A 17,291-nucleotide genomic window follows, 5' to 3' on the forward strand; every position below is an offset into this window, starting at 1 on the left:
CAAAAGGATCTTGAACATCAGCAAGGCATCGTAGGCAGGGTTACCTACGGCATTCTGTGTCTTGGTGTACTTCTTGTTCAGCAGGGTGCGGATACCTCTTCCAATCAACGCAAGCATTGATTTGGCGGAGAAAGGAGTGCTTCATCCGGTCGCGACGAACCTGAGTATATACTTGTAGGAAGCTCGGAGCTGGTTCGGNCGATACAGTTAATTACATATTAAAGATAGTAATAATCAGAGATATATACAACGTTTCTAACCGAAAACAGGCAAAATGCCGTGCAACGGTCTCTGAATACTATCCCCCTATCCCCCTCCCTGAGGGAAATTTCCCTCAGGGAGGGGGATAGGGGGATAGTATTCAAGGCTCCCAAAGCCGCTCAAACACGCAAAAAACACCAAGAAAGATACAAGAAACTTTGTGCGGCGCATTGCGCAATAGTCTCATTTGATGCGGTTGCCCTGCTTCCCTAGTAGATTCTAGTCCGTATCTACAATTTAGCAGTACATTTGTCAGAGTGAAACAACTGAGTTGGTACTATAGAGCTAGATAATAGAATAAATTAATGGCAGTAATCATAGGAGAAGATCCACTAGAGCAGTATATTCTAGAGCACTCGTCGCCCGAGAGTCCTCTTCGTGCGGAGATTTACCGTGCTGCACATGTGCGGCTTATCCGCCCTCGAATGCTTTCGGGACACTTGCAGGGTAATTTACTCAAGATGATTGCCCAGATGTGTCGAGCCAAGTTAGTATTGGAGCTAGGGACTTATACGGGCTATGCTGCCCACTGCTTGGCCGAGGCACTGCCAGAAGATGGGCGAGTACATACGTTAGAGAGCGACGATGAGATGGAGGATTTCATTCGCCACTACATCAATCGAGCGGAGTATGGTCATAAGATCAAGCTACACATTGGAGATGCCATGAAGCTACTGCCAGAGTTGATGCGTCAGAACGACTTCGACCTAGTCTATATCGATGCCAATAAGCGACAGTACCCCGATTATTACAAATTGATCATCGATCATTTACATTCTGGTGCCGTCATTCTAGCGGACAATACCCTCTGGGACGGCAAAGTGGCTCTAGAACCTAAGCCCTCGGATGTGCAAACTCAGTGCATCCTAGAGTTTAATGCAATGGTGCAGGCCGACGAACGGGTGGAAAATCTTATCCTCCCCCTAAGGGACGGATTAACATTGATACGAGTCAAATGATCGCCTACCCAACTTGATTATAAGAATAAATAAGTATTACGATAATAATGTAGAATAGAATTATGTATCCTCTAACTAGACTACGCCGTCTGCGTCGCACCGAGAGCCTTCGCAGTCTGGTGCGTGAAACATCACTTAGCCCTAGAGATTTCATTGCTCCCTTGTTCGTTGTACACGGTACAGGTATTAGAGAAGAGATTGGTTCGATGCCGGGGCAGTATCGACTGTCGGTTGATTGTTTGCTTGAGGAGTGCCGTACACTGGCGGAGCTTGATGTGGCAGGCGTAATGCTATTTGGTATTCCTGAACATAAAGATGCTACGGGCAGTGAGGCCTACAGCGAGCAGGGAATCGTGCAGCAGGCCATTCGTGCTATCAAGCGTGAGCTCCCCGAGCTTATCGTCATCGCAGATATCTGTATGTGCGAGTACACCGATCACGGGCACTGTGGCATCATACACGAGTGTGAGGTGGTCAATGACGAAACGCTTGTTTACCTATCTCGCCAAGCTGTATCGTTTGCAGAGGCTGGGGTAGATATGGTAGCCCCTAGCGATATGATGGACGGGCGCATCATCGCCATGCGTCGAGCCTTGGACGAAGCTGGCTTTAGCTCACTGCCTATCATGTCGTATGCGGCTAAGTTCAGCTCGGCTTTCTACGGCCCATTTAGAGACGCAGCCGACTCAGCCCCTAGCTTCGGCGACCGCAGGGCTTATCAGATGGATCCAGCCAATGGACGCGAAGCTCTTCGCGAGATAGAGTCCGATATAGAGGAGGGTGCGGATATCGTGATGGTTAAGCCTGCCTTGCCCTATCTTGATGTCATCAAAGAGGCTTCTATGCGTTACGACCTACCGATAGCGGCTTATCAGGTCAGCGGAGAGTACGCCATGATTAAGGCCGCTGCTGCCAATGGCTGGATCGATGAGGATCGCATCGTTATGGAGTCTCTACTCTCAATTCGCCGAGCTGGCGCTAAGATCATCATGACCTACTTCGCAGCCCATGCGGCTCGCCTTCTTAGAGAGAAGTAGTATGACAAGGGTACATCTGATTACCGGAGGCGAACGATCGGGCAAGAGTACATACGCCGAGCGTTTAGCCCTCGAGGCAAGCGATCACCCCGTCTACTTGGCTACGGCTCGTATCTGGGACGAGGAGTTTCGCCAAAGGGTTGATCTGCACCAACAGAGGCGTTGCGCATGCTGGGAGAACATAGAGGAGGAAAAATACCCCTCTCGGCACGACCTTTCGGGTCGGACGGTGCTTCTGGACTGCGTTACGCTTTGGGCGACTAACTTCTTCTTTGATCTAGACGCGCTTGTAGACGATGCACTGACCGCTCTCAAGCAGGAGTTTGACGCTCTGCTGGAGCAGCACGACCTTAATCTGATTATCGTAACTAACGAAATCGGTATGGGAGGTGTCTCGCCCGATGCGACACAGAGGCGCTTTACCTCCCTGCAGGGTTGGTTCAATCAGTATATTGCCGAGCGAGCTGATCGGGTAACGCTCATGGTCAGTGGTATTCCTCTGCAGGTGAAATAAGTATAATATCTACACTACAAAGTACTATGATACACTTCTCTATCAAACCTCTAGACGAGAGCTATCGCCCACGCCTTGAGAGTAAAATAAACAATCTTGGTAAGCCCAAAGGCTCTCTCGGTAAGCTCGAGAAGCTCGCTTTACAGCTCGGTATGATACAGCGTAGCCTTACTCCTAAGCTTTGTAACCCATACAATATTATATTCTGTGCCGACCATGGCATCGTAGAGGAGGGCATCAGTCAGAGCCCCAAAGATGTGACGTGGCAGGTCGTGTATAATATGCTCTCGGGGGGGGCAGGGGTATGTTACCTCTCTAGGCAACATGGAGTCAAGCTCCTAATCGTAGACTCTGGAGTCGATCATGAGTTCGCTCCACGCCCCGACCTCATTGACCGAAAGATCGGGTGGGGGACTCGTAGCTATCTCTACGAGGCGGCCATGACTTGGGAGGAACTGGATATAGCACTAGAGGTAGGGGCGGAGATGGTCGATCGGGTTCATGCTCTGGGGTGCAATGTTATCAGTTTCGGCGAGATGGGTATTACCAATACGGCGGCATCGGCAGTATGGATGAGCTTGCTTGCTGGTATCCCTCTAGAGCAGTGTGTCGGTCGAGGTAGCGGACTCGATGATGTCGGTGTACGGCACAAGTATGATATCTTGAGCCGAGCGATCGCCAACTACTCTGGCGATGGACGAGCCGAGGACATTATTCGCTACTTCGGAGGCTACGAGATGGTTATGGCTGTTGGAGGCATGCTTCGTGCTGCAGAGCTTGGCATGGTGCTTCTTATCGACGGATTCATCATGACCGCTTGTTTGCTTGCAGCTTCCAGGCTATATCCCGAGGTACTAGCTTACGCTGTCTATGGGCATCAGGGAGATGAGGCAGGGCATGCTCGTCTACTTAGCCACCTAGGGGCTATGCCTCTACTACATCTAGATATGCGTTTGGGAGAGGGGAGTGGAGCTATCTGTGCTTATCCCATAGTGCAGTCTGCAGCGCTTATGCTCAGTGAGATGGCGTCATTCGAGAGGGCGAACGTAACCAAATACTTCGACTAATGACTTTGGCAAGTCTCTGGCGTTCCTTCTTGGCTGCCTCGTCGATGTTTACGCGCCTACCAGCATGGCGTTTGGCTAGTCTAACTAAGGAGGACTATGAGCATACGATAGACTGGTGGCCCGTCATTGGGCTTATCACTGGCGGAGTAATGGCAGGAGTCTTCCTCGCTAGCTCGTATATCTACTCTTCCCTGATTGCTCTACTACTGGCTATGGCGGCTCGGCTGATACTCACGGGGGCATTTCACGAAGATGGGCTAGGGGACTTTTTCGATGGCTTCGGCGGAGGGCGTAGCAGAGAGCAAATCCTCAGCATCATGAAAGATAGCCACGTGGGGAGCTATGCCGTCATAGGTTATGTGCTGTACTACTTATTATTTGTTTCGGTTTGCCTATCACTCCCCGTTCATATTATTCCAGTGGTTTTACTTTCATCGGATGTCTTTGCCAAATTTGTATCAAGTCTTCAGGTACAGTTCCTACCATACGCCCGCACGAGTGAAACGAGCAAAACGGGGGTGGTCTACAAACCAAGTAGGCTAATCCCACTAGTGCTGTCTGTAGTCTTGGCTATCGGCCTGCCTGCTCTTCTTCTATCGCCTTATATGCTCACCGCATTTATTCTCCCCCTGCTAGTAGGGGTGGCTCTGATGGGCTATATCCGTAGGCGTATAGGGGGCTATACAGGTGATTGTTGCGGGGCTATCTTCCTGCTGACCGAGCTGACGTGCTTGCTCTCAATAGTCTCTGTAATCCGCATTTATGGCTAAACAAAAGCGTAGCGCAATATAATAGGTCGCTTAATAAGGAACTTTATATACCTAAAAATATGGAGTTTCTTGATATAGATTTAATAGATTATACCTACATTTGCGGAGTGACGGATAGTCTTATAGGTAGAGATCGCTAGATGCTTTTGATGCTTTGAGACTGTCTCAGAGAGATTTGTAATGATGAGCTGATAACTCCAGCTCCCCTACAATGATAATTTATGGTAAGTGTGCAGAGACGCGAAGGGACTGTTTGTGATATTAACCAAAACCAAGTAACAGTTCGGATTCAGCAGCTCAGTGCCTGCGCTGGCTGTCATGCTAAGGATTTCTGCTGTTCGACAGACTGTGCCGAGCGTTATGTTCGTGTACAGACATCTGCTACCGACTTTAAGGTCGGGGATGTCGTGTTTGTCGAGGGCGAAGATCGTTTTGGTCGCTTAGCTGTCTTCCTTTCTTTCATCTTACCTATCCTTATTCTTGTGATTTCTTTGGTATTGGGGTTGCAGGTGATGAAGCTAGGAGAGCTCTCGGCTATCCTACTATCATTCGCTCTACTAGGAGTGTACTACGTGGGGCTCAAGCTTCTAGACCGTAGGCTTAGGCGCATCATTAAATTTAATATCCGCAAACTAGATCAAGCATCATAAGGAACTATGATTACCATTATTGTACTAGCACTATTGGGGGGTATCGGTGCCCTATTGCTATTTTTCGTATCCAAAAAGTTTGAGGTTAAAGAGGATCCACGTATTGGAGAGGTCAATGAGGTGCTACCGCAGGCCAACTGTGGGGGTTGTGGCTTCCCTGGTTGCTCGGCTTTTGCCTCGGCTTGCGTCAAAGGCGATAGTCTGGAGGGTTTGTATTGCCCAGTGGGTGGATCTCCCGTGATGGACAAAATTTCGGGTATTTTGGGGCTTGAGAGCGCCAAGAGCGATCCGCTTATTGCAGTCGTGCGATGCAACGGAAACTGTGAGGCTCGACCACGTACTAACCTATATGATGGCGCAACCAGCTGCCGCATTGCCTCGGCTCTGTACAAGGGCGACACAGACTGTAGCTTCGGTTGTCTTGGACATGGGGACTGTGTGGCAGCGTGTGCATTCGATGCCATACATATGAATACAGACACCCTGCTGCCAGAGGTCGTAGAGGACGCTTGTGTTGCTTGTGGAGCTTGTGTCACGGCTTGCCCCAAGAGTATCATAGAGCTACGCAAGAAAGGGCCTAAGGGCAGACGCATCTTCGTGAGCTGCGTCAATAAAGATAAGGGTGGTACTGCAATGAAAGCCTGTAAGAGTGCTTGCATCGGCTGCTCGAAGTGCTTCAAAGAATGTAAGTTCGAGGCCATCACTATGGCAGATAATCTTAGCTACATCGACCATACAAAGTGCCGTCTGTGCCGCAAGTGCGTCAGTGTCTGCCCTACGAATGCGATCCACGAACTAGGCTTCCCTCCCAAGAAGGAGGCTCCAGCAGAGCCCAAGGTAGAAGCCACAAGTAAACCTACCGCCGAGGCTCAGCCAACGGCTACCGTAGGTACACCTAAGGTAGAGCCTGCGCCTATGCCCAAGGTTGAGTCGGAGCAGAGTGCTCCCTCGCAAGTTTCTGCACCTCAATCCAATTAGTCTAATCAAAACACCAGAATAATTGACCAATATGCTAAGGACATTTAGTCTGGGAGGTATTCATCCCCCCGAAAACAAACTATCAGCCGGTAAACCTATTCAGCCCGTAGCCTTACCCAAGGAGGTGATTATTCCGTTGGGGCAACATATCGGAGCTCCTGCTGTAGCTACAGTCCAGAAAGGCGATATCGTTAAGGTCGGCACAGTGATTGCCAAGAGTGGAGGCTTTATTTCTGCCAATATCCACTCCTCTGTGTCGGGGAAAGTGACCAAAATAGACTCTGTCTTCGATGCTAGTGGCTACAAGCGGCCTGCCATATTTATTGCGGTAGATGGCGAAGATACGTGGGAGGAGGGGATTGACCGCTCTGCGGATATCGTTAGGGGCTGTGATCTCGAGCCACGTGCTATCATCGACAAAATACTAGTCTCGGGGATCGTTGGCCTTGGTGGTGCTACATTCCCCACACACGTTAAGTTATCTCCACCTCCGGGGCAGACAGCCGAGGTACTCATCATCAATGCTGTAGAGTGCGAGCCATACCTCACGAGCGATGATATCCTGATGATGGAGCATGGAGAGGAGATTCTCGTCGGTGTGTCTATCTTAATGAAAGCCCTAGGCGTTGGGCGATGCGTTATTGGTATCGAGAATAATAAGCCCAAAGCCATCGCACACATGAGTAATATTGCCTCTGCCTACTCGGGCGTAGAAGTGATGCCTCTGAAGGTGCAATATCCGCAAGGGGGAGAGAAGCAGCTCATCGATGCAGTCCTCGGCAAGCAAATCAAGAGCGGTGCACTACCTATCTCCGCAGGGGCTGTGGTACAGAATGTCGGTACGGTCTTCGCAGTCTACGAAGCTGTACAGAAGAATAAGCCTCTAGTGGAGCGTGTCGTCACAGTAACGGGTAAGAAACTTAGCAACCCCTCCAACTTCCTCGCCCGTGTCGGCACGCCTCTCTCCGTGCTGATAGAGGCAGCAGGAGGTCTGCCAGAAGATACTGGTAAGATCATCGGCGGTGGCCCCATGATGGGTAAAGCCCTTTTGGGGGCTGATGTACCTGTGACGAAGGGAACGTCTGGAGTACTCATTTTGCCTAGAGAGGAGAGCGTACGTAAGCCTATGCGCAACTGTATTCGCTGTGCCAAGTGCGTTAATGTATGTCCCATGGGACTTAACCCAGCGTTCCTAATGCGTGATGTGCAGTATAAGGCTTGGGACGATGCCGAAAAAGGCTACATCGTAGACTGCATCGAGTGTGGTTCTTGTAGCTTTACTTGTCCATCTAGCCGCCCATTGCTCGACTATATCCGCATCGGCAAGCAGCAAGTCATGGGGATTATTCGCTCACGTAAAGTCTAATGTTTATGGAAAAGTTAATTATATCTCCTTCGCCTCACATTCACAGTGGGGATACGGTAGAGCGCAATATGTATGCCGTACTGCTGGCACTTATCCCAGCGTGCTTGGTGTCGATCGCTCAGTTTGGTTTAGGTGCGTTAGTAGTCCTATCGGTAGCCGTAGGCGTATGCGTCTTAGCTGAGTGGCTAATCGTTAAGTATATCATGAAGTCCGAGGTGACTATCACGGACGGCTCAGCGGCACTCACGGGTATCCTTTTGGGGATGAATCTCCCAAGCAATCTCCCCGTGTGGATCATCGCCATAGGCGCTCTCGTGGCGATTGGTGTAGGCAAGATGAGCTTCGGAGGTTTGGGAGGCAATATTTTCAATCCTGCTTTGGTTGGGCGTGTCTTCTTGCTGATTGCTTATCCTGCACAAATGACCATTTGGCCAGAGGCAGGGCAGCTGACGAGCTACACAGATGCTACGACTGGTGCTACGCCTCTTGGTATCATGAAAGGCGTGATCAACTCAGCTCTGGGAGCATCTTGGGATCAACTTCCCTCATCGATAGATATGCTCTTGGGGGTACACGGCGGATCACTTGGGGAGGTTAGTGCTTTGGCCCTGCTATTAGGGCTGGCATACCTGCTCTACAAGCGCGTTATCACGTGGCATATCCCAGTATCTATACTAGTTTCGGCTTTTACTCTTGGCGGACTGATGTATCTAACCAACCCAGATATTTATCCTGCACCTTGGTTCCATTTGCTTACGGGAGGTATGCTTCTTGGTGCGGTCTTCATGGCTACTGACTATGTTACTAGCCCAATGAGCAAACGAGGTCAGCTTATCTATGGCTGTCTGATAGGGATTCTGACTGTGGCTATTCGTCTCTTCGGAGCCTATCCCGAGGGTATGAGCTTCGCTATCCTTATCATGAACGCCTTTACTCCGCTGATTAATATGTATGTGAAACCTAAACATTTTGGAGGGAAATAAGCCATGAAGAAGCTATCATCTACATTGCCCAATATGGTGCTATCCCTCGTGGGAATCTGCCTTGTAGTATCAGGGGTATTGGCCCTGCTCAACGACGTTACCAAAGCACCTATCGCAGAGGCTAAAGTACGTGCCAAGGTTGATGCAATCAAGCAAGTAACTCCAGAGTTTGACAATAATCCGTACGAGGATCGCTTCTCAATGCTTCTAGAGGGCGACAAGGATCCGCTTATGATTTACCCTGCACGTAAGGGAGAAACCAGCGTAGGTTATGCTATCGAAACCTATACCAATAATGGGTTTAATGGTCGCATTTCTCTGATGATGGGGCTAGACACAGCAGGCGTCTTGGTAGACTTCTCGGTCTTGGAGCTGAGCGAAACGCCGGGTCTTGGGACTAAGATTCCAGAGTGGTACCATACGCCTAGCAGTAAAGGACACATACAAGATATGCGTGGCCTGAATATGTCTGATAAAACTCCTCTGAAGGTAACCAAAGACGGAGGAGAAGTTGATGCGATCACTGCCGCTACAATCAGTAGCCGTGCCTTCCTTGATGCGGTTAATCGTGGATACAATGCATATCTTCAAGTCAAGGGGCAAACTGCGGATAGTGTAAGTAGTGCAACAGCCCGTGCCGATCAGCCAGTACAGGCAACCAACAAAGAAGTAACAGAATAGCTTATGAAACCACTAGATATCATTAAGAACGGCATTGTCAAAGAAAACCCCGTCTTCGTCTTGTTGCTTGGTATGTGTCCGACACTGGCGACCACAAGCTCTGCGTCCAATGGACTTGCCATGGGGCTTGCGACGACTTTCGTATTGATTTGCTCCAACAGTGTGATCTCACTCATCAAGCATCTCATCCCAGATATGGTGCGCATCCCCGGCTACATCGTAGTGATTGCGGGCTTCGTGACCGTCGTACAGATGGTTATGCAGGCTTATCTACCCGATCTCTATGCTAGTCTTGGCTTGTTCATTCCTTTGATTGTGGTAAACTGCGTTGTGCTAGGACGTGCAGAGGCTGTAGCCTCCAAGAATACTTTGGGTCATTCGGCTCTTGACGGAGTCGGTATTGGCTTAGGTTTTACACTTTCGCTGACACTTCTAGGGGCAGTGCGTGAGTTTTTGGGCACGGGCAAGTTCTTTGGCATGGAGCTATTCTCCGAGAGTTTTGGGGCGCTTCTGTTTATCCTTGCTCCCGGAGCTTTCATCGTGCTAGGCTACTTGATTGCACTGATGAATACGCTCAAAGAGAAGAAAGCATCCTAATGATCCATCGCTTCAATAGACTATAAGATTATGGCACATTATATCATCATTTTCATAGCGGCTGTCTTCGTTAATAACGTTGTGCTGTCGCAGTTTTTGGGCATCTGTCCTTTCCTTGGCGTGTCCAAAAAGGTAGATACGTCGGTAGGAATGGGGGCAGCTGTCGCATTCGTTCTGGCTATTGCAACCATCGTAACCTTTCTTTTACAGAAGTTTGTCCTAGAGCCTTTCGGTATTGCCTTCATGCAGACTATTTCGTTTATCCTTGTGATTGCAGCTCTAGTACAGATGGTAGAGATTATTTTGAAGAAAACTTCTCCTGCCCTCTATCAGGCTCTAGGGGTATTCCTCCCTTTGATTACCACTAACTGCTGTGTGCTTGGGGTAGCGATCCTAGTAATCCAAAAGGATTTCAACTTACTTGAGAGCGTTGTCTATGCGATTTCTACGGCTATCGGTTTTACCCTTGCTATGGTAGTTTTTGCGGGTATTCGTGAGCAACTAGATAGGACAATCCTACCACGTGCAATGCGTGGCATACCGATTGCTTTAATCTCTGCGGGCATTTTGGCGATGGCCTTTATGGGGTTCAGTGGATTGGTACGCTTGTAAGCCCTTGATTCAACGCAAGCAAAAAAATAACTAGTTGTATATAATCGAAATATTTATTGTAATTTTGAAGCAAAGATACCGCAGGAGTTTATGCGGTTTGTTGCGGAACACTTTTTAGTATTTAACAATAAATTTCAAAGTCCGTTATGAATAAGACAGAGTTTATCGCTCGTGTGGCAGAGAAGGCTGGGCTAACTAAGGTTGATGCCCAGAAAGCTGTGAATGCTTTCGCTGATGTAGTGGCAGAACAGCTCAAGAAGGGCGACAAGGTAGCCCTACTAGGTTTTGGTACTTTCTCTGTAAATGACAAGCCAGCACGCACAGGTATTAACCCAAAGACCAAGGAAAAGATCAACATCCCAGCTCGTAAGGCTGTAAAGTTCAAACCGGGTTCAGCTCTAGAGATCTAGTCCTATTGAGAAACATCTACTAGTGGTGAACGTTAGCCTCGATAAGTCTTAGGCATATTGGGCTATTCTGGTAAAAGAGTACAGAAACAACTTAGGGAGTGATGCTATACTGCATCACTCCCTAAGTTGTTTTTGTGTCTAGCCTCCTAAGCGTCTAGCCACTGATCGTGGTGTAGAACTCTAGCACTCGTGAGCGCAACACAAAGTCGTACTTAGATTTGAGTGCCTCTATCTCTGCCAGTAGATGCCTCGTTTTGGCTTCGGAGTATTCATTCATCGTTGCCTTACCAGCCATTAGCTTAGCCTCTACAAGCTGCAATGCCTCTGCCGAGGCAAGTAGAGAGGCTTCGCTTACCGAGATTTTACGCTCTGTTGCTAGTACACTGGCTCTAGCTTGAGCAATCTCTTTGTATAGCTTTTTCTTGGCTTGCTCTAGCTGTAGGGTGCGCTCCGTATAGTTGATTTTGGCCATTCTGATGCGGCTACGCGTCCTGAAGGCATCGAAGATAGGGATACTTAGGTTGAGGCCTATATAGCTTCTGCCATTGTGATCCCACTGGTCGGCTAGAGAGGGATTGAGAGCAGCGAATGCACCATATTGATAGTAGTAATTATTGCTATATCCAGTACTGAGAGATAGGGAGGGGTAGTAACCACTACGGGCTGATAAGATGTTGTGCTTGGCTGAGCCTATTGCATTCTTAGCGATTTGCAACTCGGGTCGTATTTCTAGAGCACTATCGTAGATCTGATCTGCCGAGGCTATGGCATGCCCCAGACTCAAAGACTGTTGGGTTAGTTCTACACCTTGTATCTCTACATCAGTTGGGCTATCAATAGCCTGAGTTAGGTCTAGCTTGGCTAGATCTAGGCTATTGAGTGCCTCCAGATGGCGTAGCTCCTCGGTGGCTAGTTGCGCTTCTGCTTCCGAGAGTTTGTCCCTCGACCAGCGACCAGAGGTTACCATTCCTCTAGTGTAATCACGCACTTGCTTTGTGCGCTCGCATTGCTCTGCCGTGGAGCGAGCCACTTCTCTGGCGAAAAGCCATGAGTAGTAGAGCTGCGTGACCTGAAGCGCTAAGTCCTCTTTGGCCTTTTGCAATTCGGCTGTCGCTCCTGCCACATCTAGCTGTGCAGCCTTGAGATCATGTAACCTCTGGAAGCCCGAGAAGAGTGATAGGCTGCCCGAAACAGATACTGACGTAGTAGCAGACGAACGGTCTACATAGACTCCGGTTTTATCTTGAGATCGGCCGAAGCTAAAGCCCTGACCTGCATTCGCCGATAGGCTTGGAAGGAAGTCGCTACGTTTGGCCTCTAGCTGTACTCGAGCCCTGCCGATAGATAGCTCACGTGCCTTGAGCTCAAGGTTGCGCATCTTGGCTAGACGGATGCAGTCCTCTAGGGTAAGCGCCTTGACTGGCTGTGCATCTGTGTTTACCTCTTGTGCTAGGGCTAGAGGAGAGCCTACTAGGCCTAGACTAAGGATATAGATGATGATTGATCTATTCATAAGGAGTTGTTTTACTGAATAATCTGATTGCCACGAACACGTTCCCCCACCTTGATGCCTTGCTTGACCTCGGCTTTCTGCCCGTCGGATAGGCCTATCTCGACGAATCGCTCCTCGGTCTGGAGTGGATTTTCTTGTGTTACAATCTGTACGAAGGTCGAGTCTCCTCGGTAGCTAAGACAAGACTCTGGTATGGTGATGACGTTGTCTGCCCTAGAGGTTGTGATCTTAGCATTGGCGCTGTATCCCGAGCGGAAAAGAGCGATAAGCTCTGAGTTCAGATTTTTCATTGCTCCCTTGACCTCGAATAGTGTCGCCGCTTGGCTAGCCTTGCCTTGAGGCGAGATATACTCCACCTCTGCCTCGAACTTTTGGTTTGGTAGGGCGCCTAGGCTGATCTCCATGCTCTGTCCTAGCGCCAGCTTGCCTACTTCTGTTTCGTCAGCATTGCCAAGGAAAATAAGATCGCTCATGTTGGCGATTGTGGCGATTGTAGTCCCTTCGTTGAAGTTGTTGGCCTGTATCACGGAGCTACCTACCTTGACGGGGACGCTCAGTACCTTACCCGAGCGAGTCGCACGCACTAGGGTTGTACTCTCTTTACTACTCCGTGCACTCACGCCCTTGCGTATGATAAGCAGAGCGTCCTCTGTCGAGGCGAGCTGTAGCTTGCTTGTTTCGTAGTCGGCCTTGCTCTTCTCGTACTCTTCTACCGAGATCAGGCCTTGGTCGTAGAGACCTTGGTTGCGCTGATGAACAGCCTTGATGCGCTCGTGCTCTACACGTGTCTGAGCGAATTGAGCCTCTGCATTGTTGCTCTGCATCATCTCTGGGACTACAGCGATACGAGCTATGATGTCGCCAGTGGCAACCTCGTCACCGGGATTGACTAGTATCTCGGAGATGATGCCTGCTATCTGAGGTTTGATGGCGACCTCATCTCTGGGTACAATACTACCAGTGAGAACTAGATGCCGACGAATGGTATCGCCCGCTCGGGCTGTCTCGATCTGATAGCTGAGCGGATCGCCCTGCCCCCTGCGCCATAGGTAGACGAACGTGATAATCACTGCTAGGGCGAAGATAGCCCCGAGTAGCCATTTGATAAACTTCTTCATAATTGAGTGTTTTTATAATTGTTTCCTTTATTCTTCTCTGATTGCCTCGATGGCCTTGACTTCTATCGCCTTGATTGCTGGTAATAGACCTGCCACCAATCCAGAGGCAACTATGATGAGTACTGCCAATAGAGCTGTACTTATGCTGATAATCGGATTAACCAACCTTAGCCCATCGGAGGATCCCTCGCCTAAGGAACTGGTCGCCATGACGACGAGCGACATAACGCCCACGCCCAGTACTAGACCGAGTAGCCCCGATAGTGTGGTGAGCAGGCTCGACTCGAGCATGAGCTGGCGAAGAATATCTCTAGGCCTTGCCCCGAGCGCTCGGCGCACGCCAATCTCCTGTGTCCGCTCGCGCACCGTGACGAGCAGGATATTGCTCACACCAATGATACCAGTGAGCAGAGTGCCAATCCCGACAATCCAGACGAGTATCCCTAGTGCGATATTGATGCCATCGAAAGTAGCGAAGATCTCATTGGTGTCGAATATGCGCACGGCCGTCTCGTCGGTTGGGGCGATGTGATGCTCTGCCCTGATAAGGTCTTTAATCTTTTCACTGGCTTGCTTACTATGCTCGGGGTGATGTGTCGTAACGTAGAGCAAGTCTACCTCTTCGGGTCGATTGCTTAGCGAGGAGACTATCCCTAGAGGAGCAAAAGCGGTGTGGCTGACCGGAACTACCATACTGAAGTTCTCACTCTTGGCCGATACGACTCCTACGATCGTGTAGTAGTGCCCCCCTATGAGTATGGATTTACCTACTGCCTGCGTAGCACTAATGCCCATCTTCTCTGTAGCGACACGCTTGCCGATGATGCACACCTTGCGGTGCTCTCGCTCATCTTGTAGGCTAAGATGACGACCAGCGATAAGGTTGACTAGTGTGATGTCGAAGAACTCGGGGGTTACCCCAGCCAAAATCTGCCTATCCTTCTTGCCTTCGTACTCGATCGTTGATCCCCAATCCTGTAGAGAGGCCCCAATCGCCTTGATCTCGGGTACACGAGCGCGTAGAATGTCTATATCTCGCGGGCTCATATCCCATCTGCGACCTTTGCCGAAGCCCGAATAGGGGAGGCTAGTTTCACTTGTATAGATCTGTAGCATATTGGGAGCGACCGACGAGGTCATCTCCTTGATGCCGTTCTGCAGCCCTTTGCTCAGGGATAATAGGATAACGAGCATAAATATGCCCCAAAACACCCCGAACGATGTGACAATGCTTCGACGTTTATTTCTGCCTAGCGTATGCCCCACCTCACGTAGAGTCTCGCGGTCTAATAGCCTTTTCATAATCATATCTCCTGTGAATTCATTACTGCCTCATAGCCTCGACTGTAGGGATGCGAAGCGCTTTGCGGGCTGGTAGATAGCCAGCAAGCAGTCCACCTAGCATCATCACGAGGATCGCACCGATAGCCGTGCTTACCGTTATATTGGGATTGATGAATAGGTAACTCTTAAAAGAGCCAATCTCCTTGACGCCCCATCCATTGACCACCATGATGTAGTCTACCAGTGCCATAATCCCTACACCGACCACTAGCCCCATAAGCCCAGAGATTAGGGTGATGAATACAGACTCTGTGAGGACCATGCCGATGATATCCTTGGTCTTGGCGCCTAGTGCCTTGCGAATGCCAATCTCTCGCTTGCGCTCGGTGACGGCAATCTGCATGATGTTGATTACCCCAACGACACCTATAATTAAGGTGCTTAGCCCAATAAGCCACAGAAATAGATCGATGCCGAAGAAGACCTGCTTCATCGTTCCGAGCATGGCGGCTTGAGAATCGACACGGATCGCACGCTCGTCGCTAGGGGAGAAGCCCTTCATGCCCGCACAGATCTGCGTTAATGCTTGGTCGAATGCCTCTTCCGCCTCGTCGCTATCTATGCTAGGGCATAGAGCCTGCATACCCCAGACTTGATTAGCTCGATGATCCGAACCGCTTAACCTCATGATCTGCATGGTCGATAGAGGAATGTAGCTCTTGCCATTCTCTCCATAGCTATCCTCGTGTACCCCAATCACCGTGTAGCCACTACCCGAGATCATCACTTGCTTACCTAGAGCAGCCTCTTCGGTATTGAATAGACTCCGAGCTAGATAGTCGTTGAGGACGATGACTTTGCGGATCTCACGTTCGTCTCTTGTATTGATAAATCGACTTGACGAAACTTTATATTTAAGATGTCTAACCTGACTGTAGGCCTCTGTGACGCCGAATAGATAAGTTTCGCCAGCTCGATCTGCATACGACACTCGGATACCCCAGCGGTTGTTGTATGGTGCTACGAGCTGTATTTGGGGCATCTGTCGCTGTATCTCGTAGCAGTCGTCTATGTGGTAGGCGGGCTCGTACCAGCGAGGTAAGCCATTATAAGGCTCAGATAGATAGCCGAAGGATATGTCTACCGCGGAGTTATTAAGACCTTGAGCAGATATATTCCTCATGATACCTCGGCTGATACCCGTACCAGAGCTAAGCAAGATGACTAGGATCAGTACGCCCCAGCCTACAGCTAGCCCTGTGAGTATCGTTCGGAGTTTATTCATCGAGAGTGTTGCCACGATCTCTCGTATTTGTTCTCGTCCCAGCATAGCTAGATGATTATTGATGTAGTAGTTAGCAGATCAATCCGTCCTTGATGTTTATGGTGCGGCTACATTGGTCGGCTACGGCTTGCTCATGAGTTACGATGATCATAGTTCGTCCCTCGGCATTCATTTCTTTGAGTAGCTGCATCACCTCTTCTGTTGTCTGGCTATCGAGGGCACCAGTGGGCTCATCTGCCAAGATTACGGCAGGCTCGGTGACGAGTGCTCGTGCTATGGCGACACGTTGTTTCTGACCTCCAGATAGCTCACTTGGTAGATGGTGTGCCCAGTTGGAGAGGCCCACTCGCTCTAGATACTGAGCTGCTCTACACATACGCTCGGCATATGGGACACCCCGATAGTAGAGGGGTAGGGCAATGTTTTCTAGTGCGTTCTTGAAAGGGATAAGGTTGAAGGACTGGAATATGAAGCCGATTTTGTGGTTGCGCATATCAGCGGCTTCGTTCTCGGTCAGATCCCTAACGATCTTACTGTCGAGCAGGTATTCCCCTTCGTCGTAGGTGTCTAGGATACCGAGGATGTTGAGTAGGGTGCTCTTGCCAGATCCCGATGCGCCCATGATGGCGACCAGCTCTCCTGCTCCGATCTCAAGATCTATGCCTTTGAGTACATGTAGCGGTTGAGCTCCCGGGTAGGTCTTATGTATGTTTCTTAATTTAATCATCTCTAGGTTATTATAATGATGTTAAGTAATCTGCTTCTATCTCCTGTTTATGTTTATTGGTGTATTACTTATCTATTACACCGCAAATGTAGTGCTTTTTAGTGAACAGACAACTCTTAGCCTAGATTTTTTTCAAAACTTCTTCGCTTGACGGTACTATTTGGTGTGCATCTATGGTCTTCTACGATACTATATATAGCAAGAGAGATAGTCTCTTGCTACCCTTGCGCCTTCCATGTTTGATAGAGGTTGGCTATGCTTCTAAACTGTAAATAAGTGTTATCTTTTTTCTTTTCACAGCGCTATCTCTGAGCTTTGCGATGAGCCGAAGTATTGAAATCGAAGGGCTAATTTGTTCCAGTTGGTGGAGTAACTTGCTCGGGTATGTCCATCAATCCGACAAGATTGATGGGAATAAATATCTCTTAGAGTGCCTTGGAGATGTAAAATCTATTGTTGATTAGATCTATATATTTGAA

18 protein-coding genes are annotated in these 17,291 nt (G+C 49.3%); 13 read left to right on the top strand and 5 right to left on the bottom strand.

The genetic code is table 11. The features are described from left to right. The first annotated feature begins 566 nt into the window (after positions 1–566). From HQ48_RS08585 to HQ48_RS08645, 13 genes are all read left to right on the top strand, one after another. Positions 567–1,220: an O-methyltransferase gene (locus HQ48_RS08585; protein ID WP_044233162.1), complete on the top strand. Its 654-nt coding sequence runs from the start codon at positions 567–569 to the stop codon at positions 1,218–1,220. 62 nt (positions 1,221–1,282) lie between these two features. Continuing rightward, complete coding sequence (hemB, locus tag HQ48_RS08590) at positions 1,283–2,257, top strand: porphobilinogen synthase (RefSeq protein ID WP_044233163.1); 975 nt, start codon at positions 1,283–1,285, stop codon at positions 2,255–2,257. 1 nt (position 2,258) lies between these two features. Beyond that, entirely contained in the window at positions 2,259–2,771 is a 513-nt protein-coding gene (locus tag HQ48_RS08595; RefSeq protein ID WP_044233165.1) for a bifunctional adenosylcobinamide kinase/adenosylcobinamide-phosphate guanylyltransferase, read from the top strand. Between the two features lie 26 nt (positions 2,772–2,797). Then, the gene (gene cobT / locus HQ48_RS08600) at positions 2,798–3,838 is read left to right on the top strand and encodes a nicotinate-nucleotide--dimethylbenzimidazole phosphoribosyltransferase (RefSeq protein ID WP_044233166.1); all 1,041 of its coding nucleotides are present in this window, start codon (positions 2,798–2,800) and stop codon (positions 3,836–3,838) included. Further along, a complete protein-coding gene (locus tag HQ48_RS08605; protein ID WP_044233167.1) occupies positions 3,838–4,608 on the top strand; it encodes an adenosylcobinamide-GDP ribazoletransferase in 771 nt (256 codons plus the stop codon). The genes cobT and HQ48_RS08605 overlap by 1 nt, the downstream gene beginning before the upstream one ends. Before the next feature lie 230 nt (positions 4,609–4,838). Beyond that, positions 4,839–5,258 (top strand): SoxR reducing system RseC family protein, encoded by a 420-nt coding sequence (locus tag HQ48_RS08610; RefSeq protein ID WP_160225975.1) that lies wholly within the window; start codon positions 4,839–4,841, stop codon positions 5,256–5,258. 6 nt (positions 5,259–5,264) lie between these two features. Beyond that, on the top strand, positions 5,265–6,236 hold the full coding sequence (locus HQ48_RS08615; protein WP_044233171.1) for a Fe-S cluster domain-containing protein: 972 nt from the start codon (positions 5,265–5,267) through the stop codon (positions 6,234–6,236). 31 nt (positions 6,237–6,267) lie between these two features. Further along, positions 6,268–7,602: an electron transport complex subunit RsxC gene (gene rsxC, locus HQ48_RS08620; RefSeq protein WP_044233173.1), complete on the top strand. Its 1,335-nt coding sequence runs from the start codon at positions 6,268–6,270 to the stop codon at positions 7,600–7,602. Between the two features lie 5 nt (positions 7,603–7,607). Continuing rightward, on the top strand, positions 7,608–8,585 hold the full coding sequence (locus HQ48_RS08625; RefSeq protein ID WP_044233216.1) for an RnfABCDGE type electron transport complex subunit D: 978 nt from the start codon (positions 7,608–7,610) through the stop codon (positions 8,583–8,585). A gap of 3 nt (positions 8,586–8,588) precedes the next feature. Further along, entirely contained in the window at positions 8,589–9,266 is a 678-nt protein-coding gene (locus tag HQ48_RS08630) for an RnfABCDGE type electron transport complex subunit G (RefSeq protein WP_044233174.1), read from the top strand. A gap of 3 nt (positions 9,267–9,269) precedes the next feature. Next, positions 9,270–9,863 carry an RnfABCDGE type electron transport complex subunit E gene (locus tag HQ48_RS08635; RefSeq protein WP_044190741.1) on the top strand — a complete coding sequence of 198 codons (594 nt, stop codon included), beginning with the start codon at positions 9,270–9,272 and terminating at the stop codon, positions 9,861–9,863. Between the two features lie 30 nt (positions 9,864–9,893). After that, entirely contained in the window at positions 9,894–10,475 is a 582-nt protein-coding gene (rsxA, locus tag HQ48_RS08640) for an electron transport complex subunit RsxA (RefSeq protein ID WP_044190742.1), read from the top strand. A 146-nt stretch (positions 10,476–10,621) separates the two neighbouring features. Continuing rightward, positions 10,622–10,885: an HU family DNA-binding protein gene (locus tag HQ48_RS08645; RefSeq protein WP_044190745.1), complete on the top strand. Its 264-nt coding sequence runs from the start codon at positions 10,622–10,624 to the stop codon at positions 10,883–10,885. 154 nt (positions 10,886–11,039) lie between these two features. On the opposite strand, the gene HQ48_RS08650 is transcribed toward HQ48_RS08645, so the two are convergent. From HQ48_RS08650 to HQ48_RS08670, 5 genes are read right to left on the bottom strand one after another with little or no spacing between them, the layout of a single operon-like run. Further along, complete coding sequence (locus HQ48_RS08650; RefSeq protein ID WP_044233176.1) at positions 11,040–12,398, bottom strand: TolC family protein; 1,359 nt, start codon at positions 12,396–12,398, stop codon at positions 11,040–11,042. Positions 12,399–12,409: 11 nt separating this feature from the next. Then, positions 12,410–13,516 carry an efflux RND transporter periplasmic adaptor subunit gene (locus tag HQ48_RS08655; RefSeq protein ID WP_044233181.1) on the bottom strand — a complete coding sequence of 369 codons (1,107 nt, stop codon included), beginning with the start codon at positions 13,514–13,516 and terminating at the stop codon, positions 12,410–12,412. Positions 13,517–13,543: 27 nt separating this feature from the next. Further along, complete coding sequence (locus HQ48_RS08660) at positions 13,544–14,818, bottom strand: ABC transporter permease (protein ID WP_044233219.1); 1,275 nt, start codon at positions 14,816–14,818, stop codon at positions 13,544–13,546. A gap of 22 nt (positions 14,819–14,840) precedes the next feature. After that, positions 14,841–16,130 (bottom strand): ABC transporter permease, encoded by a 1,290-nt coding sequence (locus tag HQ48_RS08665; protein ID WP_044190754.1) that lies wholly within the window; start codon positions 16,128–16,130, stop codon positions 14,841–14,843. A 25-nt stretch (positions 16,131–16,155) separates the two neighbouring features. Further along, a complete protein-coding gene (locus tag HQ48_RS08670; RefSeq protein WP_044233183.1) occupies positions 16,156–16,812 on the bottom strand; it encodes an ABC transporter ATP-binding protein in 657 nt (218 codons plus the stop codon). Positions 16,813–17,291: the final 479 nt, after the last annotated feature.

Origin of the sequence: Porphyromonas sp. COT-290 OH3588 (genome assembly GCF_000769075.1) — a bacterium.
Taxonomy (GTDB): domain Bacteria; phylum Bacteroidota; class Bacteroidia; order Bacteroidales; family Porphyromonadaceae; genus Porphyromonas.